Origin of the sequence: Nocardia amikacinitolerans NBRC 108937 (assembly GCF_001612615.1) — a bacterium.
Lineage (GTDB): Bacteria > Actinomycetota > Actinomycetes > Mycobacteriales > Mycobacteriaceae > Nocardia > Nocardia amikacinitolerans.
On record NZ_BDAU01000034.1, the window covers coordinates 1 to 22,174 of the forward strand.

The window sequence follows — 22,174 nt, forward strand, 5'->3', positions numbered from 1 at the left end:
CGACCGGACATCCGTCGTTCGTGATGTCGAACAGCTTCTCCAACCAGGTGATCGCCCAGATCGAGCTGTGGACCAAGCCGGACGAGTACGACAACGAGGTCTACCGCCTGCCCAAGCACCTGGACGAGAAGGTCGCCCGCATCCACGTCGAGGCGCTCGGCGGCACGCTGACCAAGCTCACCAAGGACCAGGCCGAATACATCGGCGTCGACGTCGAGGGCCCCTACAAGCCGGACCACTACCGGTACTGAGCCCCCCGCTTCGTACGAGCGGCCCGGCAACCCGCGCGGTTGCCGGGCCGCTCGGCGTGTAAGTCCTTGTAGCGCAAGCGCGCCGAGACGCGCGACCAGATCCGCGGATCGGTGCCGGGAACGGCGATCGAGGTTCGCCGAACCCGTCGGCCTCGAAGCGCGCGGACCTGTCGCCTGCGCCGCCGGTGTCGGTGGACGGCGCGGCACCGGCGATCGGTACTGTGACCTGCCATGGGTGCCCTCATCGCGGTGGAAGGTCTGGACGGCGCAGGGAAGCGCACGCTGACCGACGCCGTGATCGCCGCGCTCGCCGAGCGCGGGTTGCACGCGGCCACGTTGGCCTTCCCGCGCTACGGCCGGTCGGTGCACGCCGATCTCGCCGCCGAGGCACTGCGCGGCGCGCACGGCGACCTTGCCGACTCGGTGTACGCGATGGCGTTGCTGTTCGCACTGGACCGCGCCGAAGCGCGCGCGGAGCTGGCGAAACTCTTGGCGGACAACGACATCCTGATCCTGGACCGCTACGTGGCCTCCAACGCCGCCTACAACGCCGCTCGGCTGCACCAGTCCGCCGACGGTGAGATGGCGCGCTGGACAGCCGATTTGGAGTTCGGCCGGTTCGGCATGCCGAAGCCCGACGTGCAAGTGTTGCTGGACGTCTCGACCGAGGTGGCCGCCGAACGTGCGCGCCTGCGCGGCGAACTCGACGAGTCACGTGCGCTCGACGCGTACGAACGCGACGGTGGGCTCCAGCGGCGCACTCTGGAGGTGTACCGTGAGCTGGCCGAACGGAACTGGCACGGCCGGTGGTGGACGTACCGAATCGGTGACGATCCGGCATCGCTGGCCACGCGTATCGCCGAAATTGTTGCCCGATAGGGTTGGATGTGCGGCGGGTTCGCACCAGTGTTGGCGTGGCGGCCCGATCCTGGCCTGGGAGATGACAACATAGTAATTATGAAGCCGAAGATTCTGGTCGTCGACGACGATATGGCACTCGCTGAGATGCTCACGATCGTCCTGCGCGGGGAAGGGTTCGACCCGCACGTGGTCGGCGACGGTACGCAGGCACTGGCGGCGGTTCGCGAGATCCGCCCCGATCTGGTGTTGCTGGACCTGATGCTGCCCGGCATGAACGGCATCGATGTGTGCCGCGTGCTGCGGGCCGATTCCGGAGTCCCGATCGTCATGCTCACGGCGAAGACCGACACGGTCGACGTCGTGCTCGGTCTGGAGTCCGGTGCCGACGATTACATCGTCAAGCCGTTCAAACCGAAGGAGCTCGTCGCCAGGGTGCGCGCCCGCCTGCGCCGTACCGAAGAAGAGCCCGCGGAGCTGCTGTCGATCGCGGACATCGTCATCGACGTGCCCGCGCACAAGGTGAGCAGGGGCGGTCAGCAGATCTCGCTGACCCCGCTCGAGTTCGACCTGCTTGTCGCCCTCGCCCGCAAGCCGCGCCAGGTGTTCACCCGCGAGGTGCTGCTCGAGCAGGTCTGGGGCTACCGGCACGCGGCCGACACCCGGCTGGTCAACGTGCACGTGCAGCGGCTGCGCGCCAAGGTCGAGAAGGATCCGGAGAATCCCGAGATCGTGCTCACCGTCCGAGGCGTCGGCTACAAGGCCGGACCGCCGTGACCGATGGCGATGCCCAGCAGGCGGACGCCAAGGGCTCGAAAGAGACCGCGTCCGCCGTGGGTGATCGGGTGGGCGTGCCGCGCGGGACGCTGGCACGTCTCGAGCGTTCGCTCGCCCCGGTGGCCGCCTGGTTCAAGGAGGCGGGCACCGCGCTCGGTCATGTCTGGCGCCGGTCGCTGCAGCTGCGCGTCATCGTCTCCACGCTGACGCTCTCGCTCATCGTGATCACCATCCTCGGCGTCGTGCTGACAAGTCAGATCACCGACCGGCTGTTGGACGCGAAGATCAACGCCGCCGTCGAGGAGATGGACCGCGCCCGCAACTCGGTGGAGAGCCAGTTGGTCGGCGTGCAGGACGCGGGCACCCAGCAGCAGCGTCTCACCGACGCGCGCAACTCGCTGTCCAACCGCGGCGGGACCGGTCAATCCACCGGCGCCGCAGGCAGTTTCGACTCCGCGCTGAGCATGGTCGGCGGCACGCCGCAGCAGCCGATCTCGTCCGGCCCGATCACCGAGATACCGGAGGAACTGCGCCGGTTCGTCCAGCGCAATCAGGTCAGCTATCAGTTCGCCACGGTCGAGGATCCGGACGGCTACCAAGGGCGGGCGCTGATCATCGGCAGCCCGAGCGCCGAGGTGCCGACGCTGGAGATCTACCTGATCTTCCCGCTGGCCAACGAGGAGCGCAGCCTCGCGCTGATGCGCGGCACCATGATGATCGGCGGTTTGGTGCTGCTCGTCCTGCTCGCCGCGATCACCGCGCTGGTCACCAGGCAGGTCGTGCTGCCGATCCGGTCCGCGGCGCGGATCGCCAGCCGCTTCGCCGACGGTCGCCTCAAGGAGCGCATGCTGGTGCGCGGCGAGGACGACATGGCGCGGCTGGCGCAGGCGTTCAACGAGATGGCCGAGAGCCTGTCCAACCAGATCACCCAGCTCGAGGAGTTCGGCAATCTGCAGCGACGGTTCACCTCGGACGTCAGCCACGAGCTGCGCACGCCGCTCACGACGGTGCGCATGGCCGCCGACCTGATCCACGGCAGCAGCGAGGACCTCGATCCCGCGCTGGCGCGCAGCGCCGAGCTGCTGGTCACCGAGCTGGACCGGTTCGAGGGTCTGCTCAACGACCTGTTGGAGATCAGCCGCCACGACGCGGGCGTCGCCGAACTCCAGGTGGAGTCGCTCGACGTGCGGATGTGCGCGCGGGCCGCGATCTCGACAGTGCGGCACCTGGCCAAGGAGTCCGGCGTCGAGGTCGTCATCGACCTGCCGGAGGATCCGCTGGTCGCCGAGGTCGACCCGCGCCGCGTGGAACGGGTGCTGCGCAACCTGCTCGCCAACGCCATCGACCACAGCGAGGGCAAGCCGGTGCTGATCCGGATGCGCGGCGACACCGAGGCCAACGCCGTCGCCGTCGTGGTGCGCGACCAGGGCGTCGGCCTGCGGCCCGGCGAGGAGAAGCTGGTCTTCAACCGGTTCTGGCGCTCCGATCCGTCGCGCATGCGCCGTTCCGGCGGCACCGGCCTCGGACTGTCGATCAGCGTCGAGGACGCCAACCTGCACGAGGGCAGGCTGGACGCCTGGGGCGAGGTCGGCGTCGGCGCCAGCTTCCGCCTGACCCTGCCGCTGGTGCGCGGCCGCAAGATGGGCGCCAGTCCGCTGCCGCTGGAGCCGGGGCGCCGGACGGCGCCGCGTCCGTCCGATACCGAAAGCGATACGCCGACGGTGCCGTTCCCACAGTCGGCCGGCGCGGTGGATCCGGTCGGTGCGAACGGGACCCCGTCGACCGGTACGGCGAACGGCGTGCGGGCGCGCGAAGCGGCGGAGAACCCCGCTGCGGACGCGGCGGCGGCGAACGGTATCGAACAGCCGACCCACGCGCGCAATGGCGTCAGCGAGGCAGCGGAGGGGTCGCACGCGGCCGATACGGACAGCTCCGGCGCGCAACGACCGGACGGGTCCGGCTCCGGCCGGGTGCTCACCGAACCCGGAGACGTACAGTCATGAGAATGCTCGGTGCCAGATCGTCCCGACTGGCCGTGGTCGCGGTGCTCGTCACAGCGCTGCTGGCGATCAGCGGCTGCGCGAGCCTGCCGGAATCCTCGGCCCCGCAAGCGCTTGGCACGCTCAATCGGGAACCGACCTCCGACGGGCCGCCGCCGCCCATCCAGGGCCGCGATCCCGATCTGCTGCTGCGGGATTTCCTGCAGGCGACCGCCGACCCGGCGAACCGGCACCTTGCCGCCCGCCAGTACATGACGCCGTCGGCCTCGGCGCAGTGGGAGGACGGCGCGAGCACGACGATCGTCGACAAGCCGGATACGTTGCGCGAATCGCGCTCCGGTGACAAGGCCACCTATGTCATCCGCGCGCAGAAGGTCGGGGAACTGGCTCCGGACGGCGCCTACCGCGCGGTCGAGGGCATGGTCGAGAACAAGATCGAGATGAGCCGGGTCGACGGCGAGTGGCGCATCGACGAGCTGCCCGACGGTGTCGTGATGGACCGGACGGCGTTCAACAAGTCCTACCGCCGCTACGTGCTCTACTTCGTGGAACCGGGCGGCGCCTCGGTCGTGCCCGATCTGCGCTGGATCTCGGTGTCCAAGAATCAGCTCACCCAGCGGCTGCTGACCCTGCTCACCGAGGGGCCGCAGCCGGAGCTCGGCTCGGTCGTGCGCAACCAGCTCGCCCAGCCGGTCGCGCTGCGGGGTCCGATCACCAAGGCCAACGGCGATCCGGACGAGGTCGGCATCGGGCTCGGCGGCGTGCGCGTCGACTTCGCGGGCGCGGGCGGGCTGAGTCCGCGCGACCGCGAACTGCTTGCCGCCCAGGTGGTGCTGACTCTGGCGGGCGCCGACGTCCTCGGCCCCTACATGCTGCTCGCCGACGGCAAACCGCTGGACGACCGGTTCGCCGCCAACGGCTGGTCGGTCGCCGACGTGGAACAGTTCAGCCCCGAGCTGTACGCCCAGAACCGGATCGGACTGCATGCCCTGCGCGGCGGTGCGCTGGCCCAGGTGAACGAGCGCGGCGTGGTGACCGCTCCCGGCTACTTCGGGACGGTGAACAACTTGCAGTCGGTGGCGCTCTCGCCCGACGGGCAGCTGGTCGCCGGGGTCGCCGCCAACGGACGGCCCGCGCCAGAGCCGCCGCGCACGCTCATGGTCGGCACCTACGGCGGCAACGCCTTTCCGGTCGCCGAGGGCACCACGATCAGCAGGCCGTCCTGGGTCGCCGACGGCGGCGCGGCGTGGGCCGTCATCGACGGCGGACGCGTGATCCGCGCCGTCAACGACCGCGGCACCGGCAACGTCTCGGTGCAGGAGGTCGACACCTCGGCGTTGACCGAGTCGGCGTCCGAGCCGAATTTTCGCGGTCCCATCACCGAACTGCGCATCTCCCGCACCGGCGTGCGCGCCGCGCTCATCGCCGACGGCAAGGTGTACGTCGCGGTGGTGGAACGGCGGCCGGACGGCAAGTACGCGCTGACCTCGCCGCTGCCGCTTGCCGTCGATCTGAGCACCAGGGCGCTCTCGCTGGACTGGCTCGGCGGCGAAGCGCTCATGGTCGCCAGGGAGGGCAATGTCGAGCCGGTGTTCACCGTCTCCATCGACGGTTCCGAGAGGTACCCGCTGACCTCGCAGAACCTCACGGCGCCCGTTCGGGTGGTCGCCGCGTCGCCGACCACGCAGTACGTGGCGGACTCGCGCGGCGTGCTCGAGCTGACCAACAACCAGACCAGCGAACTGCGCTACTGGACCGAGATCCCCGGTCTCGGATCGGACACCGCGCCGGTGCTACCCGGCTGATCCACCCGCCGAATGTCGGTGGGCGGGTGCACACTTCGGTCATGGGAGCCGCCGAACACCTCGCCGCCCTGCTGGACTTGGCGCTGCCCGCTTCGTGCGCGGGCTGCGGCGCGGTGGGCGTCGGCTGGTGCGCGGACTGCGCGGCGGCGCTGACGGGCGGTCCGAAGCGGGTGCGTCCGCGCACCGATCCCGGCGTTCCGTGCTGGGCGCTCGCCCCGTACGCCGGTCCCGCGCGCCGCGCGGTGCTGGCAGCAAAGGAACGCGGCCGCCGCGATCTGGCGGCGCCGCTCGGGCTGGCGATGGCGCGGGGTCTCGCCCGATTGCGAACGCCCGATCGCGTGTTGGTGGTGGTGCCCGCGCCGAGCCGGGGAGCCTCCGCGCGGCGCCGCGGTGGGGATCCGGTGCTGCGGACGGCGCGCGCCGCGGCGGGGTGGCTACCGGATTGCCGGGTGGTGCCGATGTTGCGTGTGTGGTGGGGTGTGCGCGATTCGGTGGGATTGACACCCGGTGAGCGACAACACAATCTGCGCGGCAGGGTCTCGGTGCGGCGCGGGCCACTCGCGAGCCTGCGGAGCGTGGGGAACGCCGAGGTCGTCGTGGTCGACGATGTCCTCACGACCGGCGCGACAGCCCGCGAATCGGTGCGCGCGCTCCGCGCGGCCGGAGTCGAAACAAGTGCCGTCCTGGTGACGTGTTCTGCTTGACTCCGGGAAATTTGCGTGAACACTGGCGGACCGCCGGTTGGCGTACTACCGTCGCGATCACACACCCGAACCGAGAGTTTGGAGGTGGCGCCTCGGACAACTTCGTGTCGTGCGAATCCCCGGTGTGAGCCAAGCCCGAAGGCGTCAGCCTGTCTGACAACCAACGGCTCTCGCGCACCCCAAGACCTCCGGATTCCGCTCGGCACGGCTCAATCCCGCCGCACGGGAAATCGGTCCGTGCGGCCAGATCCGGGAGGTACGCGTGACGACTTCTTCACGTCCTTCAGTGAAAGACGCAGATCCTTCGGTGCTGGATGCCGGCGCCCTGGATGCGACAGAGCAACCCGCAGCGGACCAACCACCGGCCACTCGCGCCGACATCGTGGTAAAAGGCCGCAACGTCGTGGTTCCTGACCATTACCGAATTTATGTCGCGGACAAACTCTCCCGTCTCGAACGCTTCGACCCGTCGATCTTCCTCTTCGATGTCGAGCTGTTCCACGAACGCAACCGCCGTCAGCGCAAAGCCTGCCAGCGCGTCGAGATCACCGCGCGTGGCAAGGGCCCGGTGGTACGGGCGGAGGCCTGCGCGGACAGCTTCTACGCCGCCTTCGAGTCGGTGACCGCCAAGCTGGAGAGCCGGATGCGCCGAATCAAGGACCGGCGCCGGGTCCACTACGGGGAGAAGACCCCCGTCTCGGTCGCCGAGGCCACGGCAGACCTGGTCGACGATTCGCTGTTCACTCTGACGGACGAAGCCTCCAAGGCGCACGCGCACCCCGGTGAGCGCGCCGAACAGGAAGAACCCGAGTACGAGGCCGGTCCCGGCCACATCGTGCGGACCAAGGAGCACGCCGCGACACCGATGACGGTCGATGATGCCCTCTACCAGATGGAACTCGTCGGGCACGACTTCTTCCTCTTCCACGACAAGGAGACCGACCGACCGTCGGTCGTTTATCGGCGTCACGCCTTCGATTACGGCCTGATCAGGCTCGCATAGCCAAACGTCGGAAGAGCCCGGCCGACGCCCTCGCGGGCGTCGGCCGCTTGGTCTCCGTACCGGCTCGCGCTCGCGGCCACACGCGTGCCAGTTCCAGCAGCTGGCGGAGTTCGGAATCGAGGTCGCGGGAGGCGGGTGCCGCAGTCCTCGCGGCGGCGTTGGCGGGACCGTGTCCGTCGGCCTTGGCGTGTATCCCGTGCGCGATCCGCCGCGCGTAGCGCTCCGTCGGGCTCACTCCGGCGGGCATCGGAAGATCGTGGGGCGCATACCTGTTCAGGTGCAGCAGGGCGTCGCGGATCTCCACCGTCATCCGGATCAGCCGCACCTCGGGCTCGTCCTGCCCGGTCGCCGCGAGGTCGAGGACGATCTCCGGCACCGCGCGCGTCACGTCCGTCCAGAGCGGGCGCAGCCGTCGGCAGTAGCGCCGGGATCGATCCAAGCCCGCGCGCGTCACCAGCACGCCGAGCAGCGGCACCGCGAGCACGGCGGCGCTGACCACGATGACGGTGAAGTTCGGCCAGGCCCAGCGGATCAGGTTCGGATCCTCGATGCGCACGGCGTCGCCGAGAATCCCGCCGAAGAGCAGCGCCGAGAACGGCAGACTGCACGCGCCGATCGCCAACGCCGCGAGCAGTGCGCCGTATACCAGCCGTTCCCGCCGCCTGGTGTCCTCGCGAGCCAGTTCCCGCCACAGAGCGGTCGCCATCACGCGACCGCAGGCGATCGCGGGCAGGCAGAACGCCAGCGCCGAGATCGCCGACCACACTCCGGGCGTCTGGCCGAGCAGCGTCCCTTCGTGTCGTGCCGGTGTGCCGACGACCAGGATGACGACGGCGCACGCGGCGGCGATCAGGTCGTAGCGGCGCTGCCGTCGTCGCGCGTCCGAGGGGTCCGCACCCGCCCACAGCATGGCGACGCCGTAGGCGCTCATGATCGTGAAGAGCATGCAGCCCATGGAGAGTTGGTGCATGAGACTGCCGAATCGCGGCGCGATGCCGCGCTCCAGCAGCACCATTCCCGCCGCCGCCCACGCCAGCGCCCGGTTCAGCAGCCGGTCGGTGGTGGTTCGGTGCAGCAGCGCCCACCGGCCGGCGGTCACCAGTGCGACGAATCCGATCAGCGGCGCCGCGATCTCCCCCGGTACGGGGGAGTTCACCTACGACGGTCGCGGAAGAACGTCCGGTGCAGCAGGGAGTCGCGGCGCGGCGGGCGCATCGCCTGCAGCATCACCATGTCGGCGAAGGTCTCGGCGTCGCGTTCCCTGCTCGTGCCGTAGTCGGTGCGGCCGAGTACGTGCGCGATGGATTCCGGCGAGATCGAGGGCAGCAGTTCGGCGACGGCCGCGAGGGTGTGCGCGGTCTGGTCGCTCGGCGTCGGCTCCGCTTCCGGGCCGTGCCCGAGCAGCATGTGCCCGAGCTCGTGGGCGATGATGTGCTCGGCGTGCCATTCGGTGGTGTCGGCGCCGTAGACGATCACATCGCTGTCCCGCTTGGCGATCCACAATCCGCTGCCGGTGCCGCAGCCCGCGCCCGCGAGCACGGCGGTGTCCACCGGCTGCAAGGTGATCGGGCGGTCACGGAACTCGGCGACGGTATCGAGATAGGTGTTCAGGTTCCACGGGTGCGGTATCGGTACGTGCCGGGAAAGCTCCCGGAACCGGGTGTCCATACCGGCCATGCGATGCGATCTCCTACAGCAGTTCCGCGGTCCCGCCCCGTGTAGCTGAGAATGGTACCCAGGACGGCGCTGCGTGGGCGACCCACGGGCCGTCGCCGCGAGGTCAGTGCGCGGGAGCGCCCGATTCGGCGGAATCCTCGGTGCCGCGGATCAATCGGGCGAGCATCGCCCGGTCCACGTCGGAGCCGCGCAGCGCGATGCTGGCGACGTTGGCGTCGCGCATGGTGGCCAGCAGTTCGAGTTCCCTGTCGATGCTCGCGGCGGCCTGCCCGGTGGTGGTCAGATAGCGCGGGGCGACGCCGAAGCAACTGGCGATCGCCGCGAGGATCTCGAATTCGACAGTGGCGCCGTCGCGTTCGTCGTCGAAGCGACCATCGCGCAGCTCTTCGAGGTAGCTGGCCGCCACCGCGCGGTCCAGCTGGTCGCTGACCTGTTCGGCGACGGACTCGGTGCTGCGTTCCGGCGCCGAGCGCGGGTGCATCACCGCGAAAAGTCGGTTGATCTTGTGGCTCAGCGGCAGGTGCGCGGCCTCGGTCATGTCGATCACCTCAGTGCTTGCCGTTGCGATTCGGCGCGGTCGTGCTGTTGGCGGCCAACCACCTGGCCCGGAACTGGGCCTCGGTCGCGGGGCTCACGTTTTCCGAGCGACCGGCGAGCCAGCGCCGGTAACGGCGCTCCTCTAGCTCGGTCGCGTCGTCGGCTTCGGCGGGGACCTCGAGCAGGTGCGAGAACGCCATCTCCACCAGCGGGTGCAGCTGGCGGCCCGGTCCGCCGTTGCGTTCCAGCATGACGGTCGCGTAGCGGGCGGAGAGCCGGGACACGACCCGGTTCAGGTCCGAGATCGCCTCGACCACAGCGGGTTCGGAGGTCTGGCCGCGCTCAACGGCATCGGTCAGCCTGCCGGTCGCGGCGAGCAGGCCGGTGAGGTCCGAGATGTCGAAACGGATCGACGTCGGGCCTGCGACGATCGACTCGTCGGTGGCGTGTTCGCCCGCCGCGGCCTCCCGCACCGCGGGCGAGCCGCCCGCGTAGGTGCGTGCCGCGCTGCCCGGCAGCCAGCGCAGCGGTGCGTCCAGCTTGTTCAGCGTGTGGGTGCTGATCGCGGCGTCGCCGTCCTCGATCTTTCGGATCGTCGGCGCCGATGGCCCACCCAGATCGCCGATCTGCAGCTGGGTGAGGCCGAGCTCGTCTCGGCGTTCCTTGATGATTCGGCCGAAGCGCTTCTGCCGCGACAGCTCCGAAGGGCTTCTCATAGTGGGCCTCATAGTAGGCCTTACCGGACGGTAATGACAACTTCATAGAAAAGATTTGAAAAATCGGTCGAAAGAACGCTACTGTTCTTTCTGCGTCGGATGCGCGGTGCCGACCACTCGAAGCGGTTCCGGGACGAGCAGGGGCGTTCGTCGGGACGGGCGCCCGGCCTGCAGCGCAACGGCGCGCCGCAGGCCGGCTCAGCGGCATCTGGAGGGGATCGCTGAGCCGCCTGCGGCTCGGGACGAAAAGCCTGCCCGCCCGGAGGGGTGCGGGGAGGCGTTTTCCCGTGCGAGCGTGGACCAGGAACTTACTTCAGAGTAAGTTTGTGGTGTACGTCTCTGGAAAGGAATTCGCATGGCTTCCGACGCCGCTCGCCGTGCCGTCATCGTGTCCGGCGCCCGCACCCCGTTCGTGCGCGCGTTCACCGATTTCACCCGGATGGACTCCATCGCGCTGGCCGACGCCGCCGTGCGCGGCCTGCTCGAGCGCACCGGGCTGCCCGGCGCCCAAGTGCAGGCCATCGTGTGGGGCGGGGTGATCCTGCCGAGCGCGGCGCCCAACATCGCCAGGGAGATCGCGCTCGATCTGCGCCTCGATCCCGGGTGCGAGGGCTACACCGTCACCAGGGCGTGCGCGTCCGGCTTGCAGGCGGTGACCGCCGCGGCGGCCGCGATCGAACGCGGCGAGTACGACATCATGATCGCCGGCGGCAGCGATTCCACCAGCAACGCCGAGGTGAAGCTGCCGCAGAAGCTGGTGCACGCGGGCGCGCCGCTGGCGCTCGGCAAGCCGAAGGCGAAGGACTACCTTTCCGCCGCAGCGCAATTGGCGCCGTTCACCGACATCCTGCCGAGCAGGCCGAAGATCGCCGAGCGCACCACCGGTGAGGTGATGGGGGAGTCGGCCGAGAAGATGGCGCGGATCCACGGCATCGGCAGGGCCGAACAGGACGAGTTCGCGGCCCGCTCGCACCAGCGCGCCGCGGCCGCCATCGCCTCCGGACGCTTCGACGACGAGGTGCTGCGGGTGCGCACGCCCGAGGGGGTGGACATCGAACGCGACGGTCTGGTCCGAGCGGACACCAGCGTCGAGAAGCTGGCCAAGCTGAAGCCGGTGTTCGCCAAGGAGGGCACGGTCACCGCGGGCAACGCCAGTCCGCTCACCGACGGCGCCTCGGCGGTGCTGCTGATGAGCGAACAGAAGGCACGCGAGCTCGGCTACCGTCCGCTGGCCGCGTTCCGTTCCTGGAGCTACGTCAGCGTCGATCCCACCGATCAGGTGCTCATCGGCCCGGCGATCTCCATGCCGCGCGCGCTCGACAAGGCCGGAATGTCGTTGTCCGACATCGACTTCGTCGACATCCACGAAGCCTTCGCCGCCCAGACCCTCTCGGTGCTGAGAGCGCTCGCCAGCGACGAATGGGCCAAGACTCGGCTGGACCGCGACACCGCCGTCGGCACCGTGGACATCGACAAACTCAACGTGCACGGCGGCTCCGTCTCCCTCGGCCACCCCTTCGGCGCCACCGGAGCCCGCATGGTCACCACGATGGCGAACGAACTCGCCCGCACCGGCAAGAACACCGCGCTCCTCGGCATCTGCGCCGCGGGCGGCATCGGCGCCTCGGCCGTTCTCGAGCGGGTGTGATGACCGGTCGCCGGTGCGGATTCCTTCGAACCGCACCGGCGATTCGCGTCGCTCGTCGTGGCCCGTCGCTTGCTGGGTGACACCACCGCGCGGTCCGTCCGCAGCTGTTCCAGCTCATCGGACGAGTAGTCGCGGAGCGTGACGAAATAGACGAGGCACCAGGCGCTTTCGTCATCGAGACGCGAATCCGTCACGCGGCCAGTCGTTTCTGGTCTTCATTCGAGCCGAATTCGGCCAGGTAGGCTTCCGGATAGCGCTAGGGGGCATGATGGCGATCGTCGACCACAACTGGTTCCAGTACTTCGAATTCGCACGCGCGGCCGACAATGCGTCGTTCGTCATCCGACAGAAGCTCGAAGAGGTCGCCCACCTCGTCGAACTGTATGCCGCGAGCATGGCGGGCAACGACGAGGTCGGCCAGCATTGGGGCAAGGCGTGGGACACGGCCGCCAACGAGTTCTTCCCGAACGCCTCGCGGCTCGCCGACGCCTACGGCGCCATCGCCAACCGCGCGTACCTCGCAGGCGTCAACGTCCTCAACGCCGAATGGATTGCCGCGGGCCGCGAGGGCTCGGCGCCCCAACCTCCCACCGACCCGCCGACGGCGGTCGATCAGCGCCGGCTGATCGGAAACATGCCGACCTCGATCGGCGACAACGGCGACAGCCTGAACACCGACATCCCGGATCTGCTGCGGGAGATCGGTTTCAAGGTTCCCAACGGGAACGACATCAAGCTGGCCGACACCGGCCGGGTGCTCGAAGAACTCCGCGCCGTCATTCGGGACAAGACCGACGACGTCCGCAAGTACGGCCGAGAGCCGGGTCCGCGAGACGCCAACGAGGCACGTCTGCTCTACAACGAGTACGTCGACAACGTTTTGGCGCCGTCGGGGATGGTGGAGGCCGACGCCGCGTCCTTGGCCCAGTCGGCAAAGGGATTCGGCGAGGAGATCGTCAAGCAGCGCAGAGACATCGAGACCGAGATGCGCGCGCTCACCCGAGACGTCGGGATCACGATCGCGGCCGGTCTCGCGGGCACCGTGATCACCGCGACCGGATCCGACTGGGCGGCAGCGGGTGTCACCGCCGCGCGAGTCACCCTTGCCGCCAACCGAATCAGGAACCTCATTCAGCTGCTGAACGCGGCTGCTCGAACGCTCGGCACCACCTTGTCGACGGTGCGGACCACCGCCGCGGCGGTGCGGCTGCTGCAAGAAACCATCCACAAACCACTCGCCACATTCGAGGTGGATCCCGACACCGGAGCCATCAAGACCGGTGCGGTATTCCCGAAGTGGAAGCAGGACGCGTGGGAGCGGTACCTGGCGGATTGTCATACCCGGCCGTCGGGGTGCCTGTCGATGGAAGAGTGGAGCAAGAAGTACGACCAGTTGATGGAAAACACCTCGCAGGGGAGTGAGTGGGACCGAGAAGTCGGCGCGCTCATGGGTTACACGCCAGAGAACGGATGGCACCCTCAACGGCAGGTCGATGGTGTTCCCAATCGGCGATACGATTTCGTGCACTACAACGAGGATGGCGTTCCCGATGAGCTGGTGGAGAACAAGAGCGGGCGCTTGGACAATGAGCAACTGGAGAAGGATGAGGCGGCCCTGGATGACGGTCACCGCGTGACCTACAACATTCGCAGCCCGCTTTCGCCGAGCGATCAGCGAAAATTGGATCGGCTTCAGTCCGAGTATCCCAACCTGACCGTGAACTACTTCTACTAGGAGAGTATCTGTGGAACCGCTCTACGATCCCAGAAAAGACCCGAAGGTTCTCGAGTACCAGAACGATGAGAAGTTCCAGAGCTGGCTTCGGATGCAAGACGCCGCAATGGATATCGAATTCTCCATCTTCGATGTCCCCGAGGTGAACGGCCACATGTACACCAGGGAGGGGCTCGTCATCGCGGAGAGGGTTCTCCTCGAACGATTTCCGGACTACCGCACAGCGTTCGCCGACGAGAACCAGAAGCTCGCCATGCGATTCGTCTACTTCATCGGTGAAACCTTCCGGCGGGCCGTGGAGGGCAAGTGGTTCGCCCTTCCGCCTGATCCGCCCAAGCGGGGACCACTGCCGCTCGTGGAAGCGGAATTCAGGTCGGTCTTCTACAATCCGATGAATTCGATTAGCTTCGCATTTCAGCGACGCACGGGAAAAGAGATCGTAACCCCATATGACAACGCGGTAAAGAAGTACAAGAAGTGGGTCGAAGCCGGCCGCCCTCCACGCAAGGACTAGCGATCCATATCAGGACGACAAATGTCGAATGAGAACTTCTTCCTCGATCCCGCCGGAATGACCGCAACGCTCAGGTCGATGAACGGCATCCATCAGTCGCTCGAATCAGGATTGAGTTCGATCGTCGCCGACATCGAGGCGCTCCTGGCGGATGGCTGGTCGGGAACCGCCGCCGAGCGCTTCCGTTCGCACTACGAGGCGGTGCGGTCGGAGGCGGAGAAGGTGCTGGCCGATGGTCGCGAGATCGTGGCGCGTGTACCGCAGGCCGTGGACTTGCTGACCGATACCGACAGCGCGACATCGGCGACCATCCAAGGCGCGTCGAGTTCGCTGGATCTTCCGATGTGACCAGATGAGTGACAATTCAGCCGGTTACTCGATCGACCTGGAGGCGTTGGAGAATCTCGAGCGCCGCCTCGCGGGCTTCGTCGACTTCTACCGCGATCAGGTCGACGCGGTCGACCGCATCGTAGGCGCCACGTCGGCGCAATGGCGCGGTGCCGCGGCCGATGCCTACCAGACCAGTCAGTCCGATTGGACCGGCCGCGCCAGGGAGGTCCTGCGCCATCTCGAAGAGATTCGGCAGCGGATCGCCACGGCCAGAGCCGCTTACCAGGGCGCGAACGATGCCAATGGGAAAATGTTCCGCTGACGACACGAACACCCGACCGAACGTCACCTTCACCGAATTCGGCTTGGTAGAGGTGACATTCGGTCATGGGCGGTGGTCGGTGGTGTGCGCGCCGAACGTTTCGCGGTGCACCGCTTCGGACAGCGGGCGGCCGGTGCGCCAGCCGTAGCGCTCGAGGTCTGGGACCGTTTGGAATTCGTGGACCGGGCCGACGCAGAGCCACGCGACGGGACGGATGCCGGGCGGTAGGCCGACCAATTCGGCGAGGAATTCCGGGTCGTAGAAGGACACCCAGCCGACGCCGATGCCCTCGGCGGTGGCGGCGAGCCAGAGGTTCTGGATCGCGAGAACCGTGGAGTAGACGCCGGTTTCGGGGACGGTCGCGCGGCCGAGCACCTGCGGTCCGCCGCGGTCGTGGTCGTAGCCGACGACGACGCCGGTGCCGCTCTCCACGATGCCCTCGATCTTGATCGGCTCGAAAGTCGTTGCCCGTTCCGGCGGTAGGGCGTCGCGGAACTCCACACGCTTGCCCGCGACATGATCGGCGAACCGGCGCAGCGTGCCCGGCTCACGCACCACGACGAAATCCCACGGCTGCGAATTGCCGACGCTCGGCGCCCGATGCGCGGCGTCCAGAATCCGCCACAGTGTGTCCTCGTCGACCGGCTCCCCGGTGAATTCGGCGCGCACATCGCGACGCAACCGAATGGCCTCGTAGACACTCAGGCGATCAGCACTCACCGCCTCAGTCAACCAAAACGGACCGGCGGGTCCACACCCGCCGGTCCGCTGTGCTCGAGATCCGCCTACTTCGCGAGCTGGAGTGCGGGCTCTGGCCGCGCCGTGCGCCGTACAAACCGGCGCTTGCCCTCGGCGAGCGCGGTGCGCAACCCGCGCCGCTTGCCGGTGATCGGGTCGATGGTGGCGACGGCGTTGCCGCCGAACCTCCGCTCCGAGGCGGTTTCCGGGGCGTCGTCGGCGGTGTGGCGCAGGTACTTGTTCGGCAGCGCGAGCTTGAGGATGGTGCGCCACGCCTTGAAGTACTGCACGGGAAGCGATCCCGTGGTGTAGGGCAGGTCGTACTTGTCGCAGAGCGCGCGCACGCGCACCGCGATGTCGGCGTACCGGTTGCTCGGCAGATCGGGGAACAGGTGGTGTTCGATCTGGTGGCTCAGGTTGCCGGTCATGAAGTGCATGATCGGGCCGCCGGAGATGTTGGCGCTGCCGAGCATCTGGCGCAGGTACCACTCGGCCTGGGTCTCGCCGTCGATGTCGGCCTTGGTGAATTTCTCCGCGCCGTCGGGGAAGTGGCCGCAGAAGATCACCGCGTTGGACCAGACGTTGCGAATCATGTTGGCGGCCAAGTTCGCGGTGAGCGTGGAGAAGAACAGGGGACCGGTGAGCGCCGGGAAGACCACGTAGTCCTTGAGCGCCTGCTTACCGACCTTGTTCAGCACCTCGCTGCGCTTGCGCTCGAACTCGGCGCGCTCGGGGGTGCCCGGCTTGTATCGGCCCGCGGCCAGCTTGCCGAGCTCCAGGTGCTGGATCGCGACGCCGTACTCGAAGAACAGCTGCAGCAGCAGGTTGTAGATCGGGTTGCCGATGTTGAACGGCTTCCAGCGCTGGTCACGGGTGACCCGCAGCAGGCCGTAGCCGATGTCGTCGTCCATGCCGAGGACGTTGGTGTACTTGTGGTGCAGGTAGTTGTGCGTGTGCTTCCAGTGCTTGGACGGGCCGGTGTTGTCCCACTCCCACGAGCTGGAGTGGATCTCCGGATCGTTCATCCAGTCCCACTGCCCGTGCATGACGTTGTGCCCGATCTCCATGTTCTCGATGATCTTGGCGGTGCCGAGCAGGGCTACGCCGGCGAGCCAGGCGGGCGGAAGGAAACCGGCGTACAGGACCGCGCGCCCGCTGATCTCCAGCGCGCGCTGCAGCCTGATGACATTGCGGATGTACCGCGCGTCCGATTCGCCGCGCGAGGATTCGATTTCCCGCCGGATCGCGTCGAATTCCGCGCCCAACGCCTCCACATCCGCGGCGGTGAGGTGCGCGTATTCCTTGACATCCGAGATCGCCATGGGGGTTACAGTACCGTAAGTTACGACACCGTAGGTTGCGAGAATCGCGTCGCTACCGTGGCAAATCTCGCATTGCGAACGTGGCGGCCGGATGTTATATCAGGCGCGCCGCAGGCGCAGGCGAAAACCTTTGGCTCGCTCGGTCTTCTGCCGCAGCGCGGCCTGCTCGACGCGCGCCTTCTCTTGGAGGGCGTTCTTGGCCTCGCGCAGCAGCTCCTTCTCCTGGCGCGCCTTGTCCTTCAGCGCTCGCTTGGCCTCGCGCAACACCTCTTTCTCGTGCCGCGCCTTCTCCTCGAGCACAATCTTGGCCTCGTGCAACGCCGAACGCAGACCGCGCCGCTGCCCGGTCTCGGGATCGGTCAACACCGAGTTGTTGTCGGCCCAGCGCTCGGTGTTCGGCAGCGTGATGCCCGCGAACTTGCGCTCCGAGGAGGTCTCCGGCGCGTCGTCGGCGGTGCGCTTCAGGAACCGGTCCGGCAGCGCCAGCTTGTGGATGGTGCGGAAGGCGAGCAGGTACTGCTTGCCGAGCGAGCCCGTGGTGTAGGGCAGGTCGTACTTGTCGCAGAGTTCGCGCACCCGTTGGGCGACCTCCGGGTACCGGTTGCTCGGCAGGTCGGGGAACAGGTGGTGCTCGATCTGGTAGCAGAGGTTGCCGCTCATGAAAGCCATCGCGGGCCCGGCCTTGAAGTTGGCGCTACCGAGCATCTGGCGTAGGTACCACTCGGCCTGCGTCTCGCCCTCGAGCTGCTCGATGGTGAACTTCTCGGCGCCGTCGGGGAAGTGACCGCAGAAGATCACGGCGTAGGCCCAGAGGTTGCGCACCAGGTTGGCGGTGGCGTTGGCCTTCAGCGTCGACTTCCACGCCGGTCCGGTCAGCGCGGGGTAGAGCAGGAAGTCCTTGCTCACCTGGCGCGCGATCTTGCGGGCGAACTCCCGGTTCGGCGCCGACAGCAATTCCCGCCTCGGAGTATTCGTCAGCTCCTTCTCGATGCTCCAATCGTGCAGCGCGATGCCCCACTCGAAGGTGGCGGCCAGCAGCAGGTTGGCCAGCGGCTGCACCAGGTGGATCGGGCGCCACTCCTCGTCGCGGGTCATCCGCAGGATGCCGAAGCCGAGGTCCTCGTCCTTGCCGAGGACGTTGGTGTAGGTGTGGTGCGAGTAGTTGTGCGCGCGCCGCCACTGCGACGACGGACCCGTCTGGTCCCACTCCCAGGTGGTGGAGTGGATCTCCGGATCGTTCATCCAGTCCCACTGCCCGTGGCTGATGTTGTGCCCGAGCTCCATGTTCTCGATGATCTTGGCGACCGAGAGCAGCGCGGTGCCTGCGAGCCAGGCCCAGCGGTTGCGGCTGCCGAAGAGCACCGCGCGCCCGGCGACCTCGAGGCCGCGCTGGGCCGCGATGGTGCGGCGGATGTACTTCGCGTCGCGTTCGCCGCGGGAGAGTTCGACGGAACGCCGGATGCTGTCGAGTTCCTGCCCCAGGGTCTCGATATCGGCGGCCGTGAGGTGGGAGAACGTCTGGATATCGGTGATGGCCACCGGAGTCCCTTCTCTGCTCGACTGATGGGGTCGAGGGTACCCGTGTCCGATGCGGTATCGGTGTGGTCCGCGGGTGCGCACCGCGCGGACGTACCGATCCGGCAGATCACACGTCCAGCGTGCAGTCACCCGCGGCGGCGGAGATACAGGTCTGCACCTTGTCGCCCTCGCGGCGCTCGTCGCCGTTTCTCAGGTCCCGTGTGTGTCCGGAACTCAAGGTCACCACACACGTCTGGCAGATGCCCATCCGGCAGCCGAACGGCATCTGAACCCCGACCGACTCGCCGGCCTCCAGCAGGCTGGTCGCGCCGTCGACCGTGACGCTGCGGCCGCTCTTGCCGAAGCTGACGGTGCCGCCCTCGCCGACCGCCGAGCGCTCGATCTCGAACCGCTCCACGTGCAGGCGGTCGGCCAGACCGGCCTCCCGCCAGTGCTGTTCGATCTCGTCCAGCATGGCGGCCGGGCCGCAGGCCCAGGTGTCGCGTTCCCGCCAGTCCGGGAACTTCTGGTCCAAGTCGGCGAGCTTGAACTTGCCGTGCTCGCCGGTCAGGTGCAGGTGCGACTGGAAACTCGGGTGCCGGTCGTGCAGCGCGCGCAGCTCGTCGCCGAACATCACGTCCTCGGCGGTGCGCGCGGAATGCAGGTGCACGACGTCGGAGACCGAGCCGCGCCGGTCCATCGCGCGCAGCATCGACATCACCGGCGTGATGCCGCTGCCCGCGGTGAGGAACAGCACCTTGGCGGGCGGCGGGTAGGGCAGCACGAACCCGCCCTGCGGCGCCTGCAACCGGACGATCGTGCCCGGCTTGACCCCGCCGACGATGTGGCTGGACAGGAAGCCCTCCGGCATCGCCTTCACGGCGATGGAGATCAGGCGCTTGCCGCCGTGCTCGGGGGCGTTCCAGTCCGGCGGGCAGGTCAGCGAGTAGGACCGCCAGTGCCAGCGGCCGTCGACCAGCAGGCCGATGCCGATGTACTGGCCCGGCTGGAACTTGAAGTCGAAGCCCCAGCCCGGCTTGATCACCAGGGTCGCCGAATCGGCGGTCTCCTTGCGCACGTCGACGATCCGGCCGCGCAGCTCGCGCGCCGACCACAGCGGGTTGGCCAGGTGCAGGTAGTCGTCGGGCAGCAGCGGTGTGGTCACCCGGGCGACGGCCCCGCGCAACACGTTGAGCCGACCGCCGCGGTCGGCGACGCTCGCCGCGGGCGCTTCGAGCCAGTCCCGGACATTCTTGAAGACCATCGGTGCCGTTTCGTCTTTCTGTCGAGGTGGCGACCGCCGTCGGGGTCGCTCTCGGCTAGGTTACGGCATCGTAGGTTAGCGGGCAGCTCCGACCGCGACCCGACGCCTCAGAGCAGGTCGAGCAGGAACGGCAGTTCCTGTGCCGCGTACCAGGCGAGCTGGTGGTCCTCGGCGTCGCCGAGCACGAACTCCGCGTCGGGGTCGCCGAGATCGGCCGCGTCGACGACGTCCACCGCCTTGGCCACCTCGGGTTCGGCCTCGGCCAGGTCGACGTGGATCGACGCGATCCGGTCGTAGCCGATTGGACCCGCGAGCTTGACCACCGCGTCGTCGAGGTCGGGCCGCAGTTTGGCGCCGACGACGTCCGCGGCGATCACGGCCCGCCGGTACACAGGACCGCCGGACGGTCGCGCGGCAGCGGGTTCGCCGTCCTCGATGTCCTCGACGATCGCCTCGCGCTCGGCGGCGAGCAGGCGCAGCGAGGCGCGGGCGGCCTCGGCCATGGCGACCTCGGCCAGCTCCTCGTCGTCGCCGGAGGCGTAGGCCTCGCGCAGCGCCGGGGTGACCGCGAACGCGGTGCCGCCGATCGGGAACAGCTCCCGCTCGGCGACCAGCTCGCGCAGCATCGGCACCGTCGCGGGCACGTACACCCGCATGGTGTTCTTCTGATCAGACGCAGGCACCGAGCATCTCCTCCATGGACTCGTGCACCGCGGCGGCCAGCACCTCGATGTCGGCCATCGCGTCGCGGTCGGCGTTGAGTCCGTAGAAGACGCGTCCGTCGTAGGACGTGATCCCGATGCTCGAGGCCTGATTGCGCAGCAGCGGCGACACCGGATACATCTCCAGCATCCGCGCGCCGCCGATGTACATCGGCGTCTGCGGACCCGGCGCGTTGGTGATCACCAAGTTGAACGTGTGCTCTGCGAACGTACTCGCCGCCCGCACGCTCATCGCATGCAGGCTGGCCGGAGCGAAACCGGCCATGTGCACCAGCGTGCGCGCCCGCACCCCGCGCCGCGCCCTGCTGTTGGCCTCGGTGGCGTGCGCGATGTGCGAGAGCCGGATCACCGGATTGGGCTCGCCTACCGGCAGATCCAACAGGAACGAGGACACCTCGCTCGCGGGCTCGAGCCGATCGTGGTCCGGTCCCTCCACGTAGACCGACATGGGCACCACCGCGCGCAGCGTGGTCGATTCGATCAGCGCCTCGCCGCGGGACAGCAGCCAGTTCCGTAGCGCGCCGGTGACCACGGCGAGAATCGCGTCGTTGGTCGAGCAGCCGAAGCGCTGACGGATCTTGCGGTAGTCACCGAGGTCGGTGCGCACCACGTCGAAGCGGCGGCTGCGCGAGGTGCGCGCGTTGAGCGGGCTGTCCGGTGCGCCGATGGCCGCGGTGCGCACCGCCGAGACGACCGAGTCGACCGCGCGACCCGCGGCGCCGATCATCGCGAAGGCGTCGGCGCTCGCGTCGCGCGCCACCTCCAGCGCCTCGCGCGGCTGGGCAGCCAGATGAGTGAGCGCGCCGACAAGCAGTTCCACGTCGGTGGGTTCGCGCGGCGCGACCCAGGAGTCGTCGGCGAGACCGCGCGGCGAGGGGCTGTTGTCCAGGATGACGTGTCCGATCTCCAGCGCGCTCGCGCCGTCGACCAGCGCCGAGTGGGTCTTGGTGAAGATCGCGCAGCGGCCCTCGGTGAGTCCCTCGATCAGATACATCTCCCACAGCGGTTTGCTCTGGTCGAGCGGTCGCGAGGCCAGCCGCGCGACCAGGTCGTGCAGCTGCTCGTCGGTGCCCGGACTCGGCAGCGCGGAGCGGCGGATGTGATAGGTGATGTCGAAGCGGCTGTCCTCCACCCACACCGGCCTGCCGAGCGCGAACGGGATCTCGCGCACCTTGCGCCGGTAGCGCGGGACAAGCGAGAGCCTGCTCTCCGCGAGATCGACCAGGCGGTCGTAGTCGAGGGCCGGTTCGCCGTCGAGATGGCCGTCGTCGGCGTTGCGGACGATCGCGAGCGAGCCGATGTGGATCGGATTGCTGCTCGACTCGAGCCGATAGAACGCCGCGTCCTGCGGCGTCAAACGCGTGATCACGCTGCCCGGTGCTCCTTCCGATGCCGTGTCCCCGCTTCATTGTCGTTCGCGACAACTGAAAGGTGGGGGATCCTGTGGCATATCCAGCGAAAAAACACGAGCCGCACTGCTCTTGCCCGTCCGCGTGCCGGGGTGTTGCGGGAACGTTCGGTCCGATCGCACGCCGCCGACGGCGCGCCGGACGTCTGCCATCGTATGGCACCTGCGTTCGAAGCGGTTCGGCTCCAGCGGGATTCACCGGCGGTTCGCCGAAGGGACCGGCGCGACGGGTCGCCGAGTCCCAGGTCCGCGGCCGCTGCGGGCATCGCGCGCGACGCGAGGCGAGTACGGTGAGAAGCGACGCCACGCGACCGCTGCGGCGATG

Annotated in this window: 22 protein-coding genes; 12 read left to right on the top strand and 10 right to left on the bottom strand. The window is 68.3% G+C overall.

Features of this window, described 5'->3' with window-relative positions; translation table 11 throughout:
* The 7 genes from NAM01S_RS24730 to hpf all read left to right on the top strand — a co-directional run.
* A partial coding sequence (locus NAM01S_RS24730) for an adenosylhomocysteinase (protein WP_174554855.1) occupies positions 1 to 251 on the top strand: 251 nt, incomplete at its 5' end.
* Positions 252 to 482: 231 nt separating this feature from the next.
* Positions 483 to 1,130, top strand: a complete 648-nt coding sequence (locus tag NAM01S_RS24735; RefSeq protein WP_067789288.1) for a dTMP kinase — start codon at positions 483 to 485, stop codon at positions 1,128 to 1,130.
* A gap of 78 nt (positions 1,131 to 1,208) precedes the next feature.
* Positions 1,209 to 1,886 (top strand): MtrAB system response regulator MtrA, encoded by a 678-nt coding sequence (gene mtrA, locus NAM01S_RS24740; protein WP_040781845.1) that lies wholly within the window; start codon positions 1,209 to 1,211, stop codon positions 1,884 to 1,886.
* 74 nt (positions 1,887 to 1,960) lie between these two features.
* Entirely contained in the window at positions 1,961 to 3,889 is a 1,929-nt protein-coding gene (gene mtrB, locus NAM01S_RS24745) for an MtrAB system histidine kinase MtrB (protein WP_084483286.1), read from the top strand.
* Complete coding sequence (gene lpqB / locus NAM01S_RS24750; protein WP_067789291.1) at positions 3,886 to 5,691, top strand: MtrAB system accessory lipoprotein LpqB; 1,806 nt, start codon at positions 3,886 to 3,888, stop codon at positions 5,689 to 5,691. The genes mtrB and lpqB overlap by 4 nt, the downstream gene beginning before the upstream one ends.
* A gap of 41 nt (positions 5,692 to 5,732) precedes the next feature.
* Positions 5,733 to 6,395: a ComF family protein gene (locus tag NAM01S_RS24755; RefSeq protein ID WP_067789294.1), complete on the top strand. Its 663-nt coding sequence runs from the start codon at positions 5,733 to 5,735 to the stop codon at positions 6,393 to 6,395.
* Between the two features lie 310 nt (positions 6,396 to 6,705).
* Complete coding sequence (gene hpf, locus NAM01S_RS24760; protein WP_067789530.1) at positions 6,706 to 7,398, top strand: ribosome hibernation-promoting factor, HPF/YfiA family; 693 nt, start codon at positions 6,706 to 6,708, stop codon at positions 7,396 to 7,398.
* Here hpf and NAM01S_RS24765 read toward each other — a convergent pair.
* From NAM01S_RS24765 to NAM01S_RS24780, 4 genes are all read right to left on the bottom strand, one after another.
* Entirely contained in the window at positions 7,385 to 8,554 is a 1,170-nt protein-coding gene (locus NAM01S_RS24765) for an MAB_1171c family putative transporter (RefSeq protein WP_067789297.1), read from the bottom strand. The two genes, hpf and NAM01S_RS24765, sit on opposite strands and share 14 nt — an antisense overlap.
* Positions 8,551 to 9,075 (bottom strand): hypothetical protein, encoded by a 525-nt coding sequence (locus tag NAM01S_RS24770; protein ID WP_245910034.1) that lies wholly within the window; start codon positions 9,073 to 9,075, stop codon positions 8,551 to 8,553. Before NAM01S_RS24770 ends, NAM01S_RS24765 begins: the two co-directional genes overlap by 4 nt.
* Before the next feature lie 103 nt (positions 9,076 to 9,178).
* Positions 9,179 to 9,613: a hypothetical protein gene (locus NAM01S_RS24775; RefSeq protein ID WP_157107899.1), complete on the bottom strand. Its 435-nt coding sequence runs from the start codon at positions 9,611 to 9,613 to the stop codon at positions 9,179 to 9,181.
* Positions 9,614 to 9,623: 10 nt separating this feature from the next.
* Positions 9,624 to 10,328, bottom strand: a complete 705-nt coding sequence (locus tag NAM01S_RS24780; protein ID WP_084483274.1) for a helix-turn-helix domain-containing protein — start codon at positions 10,326 to 10,328, stop codon at positions 9,624 to 9,626.
* Between the two features lie 355 nt (positions 10,329 to 10,683).
* Between NAM01S_RS24780 and NAM01S_RS24785 the strand changes: the two genes are divergently transcribed.
* From NAM01S_RS24785 to NAM01S_RS24805, 5 genes are all read left to right on the top strand, one after another.
* Positions 10,684 to 11,976: an acetyl-CoA C-acyltransferase gene (locus NAM01S_RS24785; RefSeq protein ID WP_067789307.1), complete on the top strand. Its 1,293-nt coding sequence runs from the start codon at positions 10,684 to 10,686 to the stop codon at positions 11,974 to 11,976.
* 268 nt (positions 11,977 to 12,244) lie between these two features.
* On the top strand, positions 12,245 to 13,711 hold the full coding sequence (locus NAM01S_RS24790) for a hypothetical protein (protein WP_157107901.1): 1,467 nt from the start codon (positions 12,245 to 12,247) through the stop codon (positions 13,709 to 13,711).
* Positions 13,712 to 13,721: 10 nt separating this feature from the next.
* On the top strand, positions 13,722 to 14,225 hold the full coding sequence (locus tag NAM01S_RS24795; protein WP_067789310.1) for a hypothetical protein: 504 nt from the start codon (positions 13,722 to 13,724) through the stop codon (positions 14,223 to 14,225).
* A 21-nt stretch (positions 14,226 to 14,246) separates the two neighbouring features.
* Positions 14,247 to 14,573, top strand: coding sequence for a WXG100 family type VII secretion target (locus NAM01S_RS24800; RefSeq protein ID WP_067789311.1), 327 nt, complete (start codon positions 14,247 to 14,249; stop codon positions 14,571 to 14,573).
* Between the two features lie 4 nt (positions 14,574 to 14,577).
* A complete protein-coding gene (locus NAM01S_RS24805; protein WP_067789312.1) occupies positions 14,578 to 14,877 on the top strand; it encodes a WXG100 family type VII secretion target in 300 nt (99 codons plus the stop codon).
* Between the two features lie 63 nt (positions 14,878 to 14,940).
* Here the strand turns inward: NAM01S_RS24805 and bluB are convergent, their stop codons facing one another.
* From bluB to NAM01S_RS24835, 6 genes are all read right to left on the bottom strand, one after another.
* A complete protein-coding gene (gene bluB / locus NAM01S_RS24810) occupies positions 14,941 to 15,597 on the bottom strand; it encodes a 5,6-dimethylbenzimidazole synthase (protein WP_174554856.1) in 657 nt (218 codons plus the stop codon).
* A 65-nt stretch (positions 15,598 to 15,662) separates the two neighbouring features.
* On the bottom strand, positions 15,663 to 16,937 hold the full coding sequence (locus NAM01S_RS24815) for a fatty acid desaturase family protein (RefSeq protein WP_067789314.1): 1,275 nt from the start codon (positions 16,935 to 16,937) through the stop codon (positions 15,663 to 15,665).
* A gap of 99 nt (positions 16,938 to 17,036) precedes the next feature.
* On the bottom strand, positions 17,037 to 18,476 hold the full coding sequence (locus NAM01S_RS24820; RefSeq protein WP_067789316.1) for a fatty acid desaturase: 1,440 nt from the start codon (positions 18,474 to 18,476) through the stop codon (positions 17,037 to 17,039).
* Positions 18,477 to 18,582: 106 nt separating this feature from the next.
* On the bottom strand, positions 18,583 to 19,719 hold the full coding sequence (locus NAM01S_RS24825) for a ferredoxin reductase (protein ID WP_067789319.1): 1,137 nt from the start codon (positions 19,717 to 19,719) through the stop codon (positions 18,583 to 18,585).
* 107 nt (positions 19,720 to 19,826) lie between these two features.
* Positions 19,827 to 20,375, bottom strand: a complete 549-nt coding sequence (locus NAM01S_RS24830; RefSeq protein ID WP_067789322.1) for a DUF6912 family protein — start codon at positions 20,373 to 20,375, stop codon at positions 19,827 to 19,829.
* 13 nt (positions 20,376 to 20,388) lie between these two features.
* Positions 20,389 to 21,810, bottom strand: a complete 1,422-nt coding sequence (locus tag NAM01S_RS24835) for a WS/DGAT/MGAT family O-acyltransferase (protein ID WP_067789325.1) — start codon at positions 21,808 to 21,810, stop codon at positions 20,389 to 20,391.
* Positions 21,811 to 22,174 lie beyond the last annotated feature (364 nt).

Coding starts and splice junctions, on each gene's coding strand:
- NAM01S_RS24800 (WP_067789311.1), top strand. CDS start 14,247: ATGTCGAATGAGAACTTCTTCCTCGATCCCGCCGGAATGACCGCAACG.
- NAM01S_RS24790 (WP_157107901.1), top strand. CDS start 12,245: ATGGCGATCGTCGACCACAACTGGTTCCAGTACTTCGAATTCGCACGC.
- NAM01S_RS24815 (WP_067789314.1), bottom strand. CDS start 16,937: ATGGCGATCTCGGATGTCAAGGAATACGCGCACCTCACCGCCGCGGAT.
- mtrA (WP_040781845.1), top strand. CDS start 1,209: ATGAAGCCGAAGATTCTGGTCGTCGACGACGATATGGCACTCGCTGAG.
- NAM01S_RS24825 (WP_067789319.1), bottom strand. CDS start 19,719: ATGGTCTTCAAGAATGTCCGGGACTGGCTCGAAGCGCCCGCGGCGAGC.
- lpqB (WP_067789291.1), top strand. CDS start 3,886: ATGAGAATGCTCGGTGCCAGATCGTCCCGACTGGCCGTGGTCGCGGTG.
- NAM01S_RS24735 (WP_067789288.1), top strand. CDS start 483: ATGGGTGCCCTCATCGCGGTGGAAGGTCTGGACGGCGCAGGGAAGCGC.
- NAM01S_RS24775 (WP_157107899.1), bottom strand. CDS start 9,613: ATGACCGAGGCCGCGCACCTGCCGCTGAGCCACAAGATCAACCGACTT.
- NAM01S_RS24805 (WP_067789312.1), top strand. CDS start 14,578: ATGAGTGACAATTCAGCCGGTTACTCGATCGACCTGGAGGCGTTGGAG.
- NAM01S_RS24780 (WP_084483274.1), bottom strand. CDS start 10,328: ATGAGAAGCCCTTCGGAGCTGTCGCGGCAGAAGCGCTTCGGCCGAATC.
- NAM01S_RS24785 (WP_067789307.1), top strand. CDS start 10,684: ATGGCTTCCGACGCCGCTCGCCGTGCCGTCATCGTGTCCGGCGCCCGC.
- NAM01S_RS24830 (WP_067789322.1), bottom strand. CDS start 20,375: ATGCGGGTGTACGTGCCCGCGACGGTGCCGATGCTGCGCGAGCTGGTC.
- NAM01S_RS24755 (WP_067789294.1), top strand. CDS start 5,733: ATGGGAGCCGCCGAACACCTCGCCGCCCTGCTGGACTTGGCGCTGCCC.
- NAM01S_RS24770 (WP_245910034.1), bottom strand. CDS start 9,075: ATGGCCGGTATGGACACCCGGTTCCGGGAGCTTTCCCGGCACGTACCG.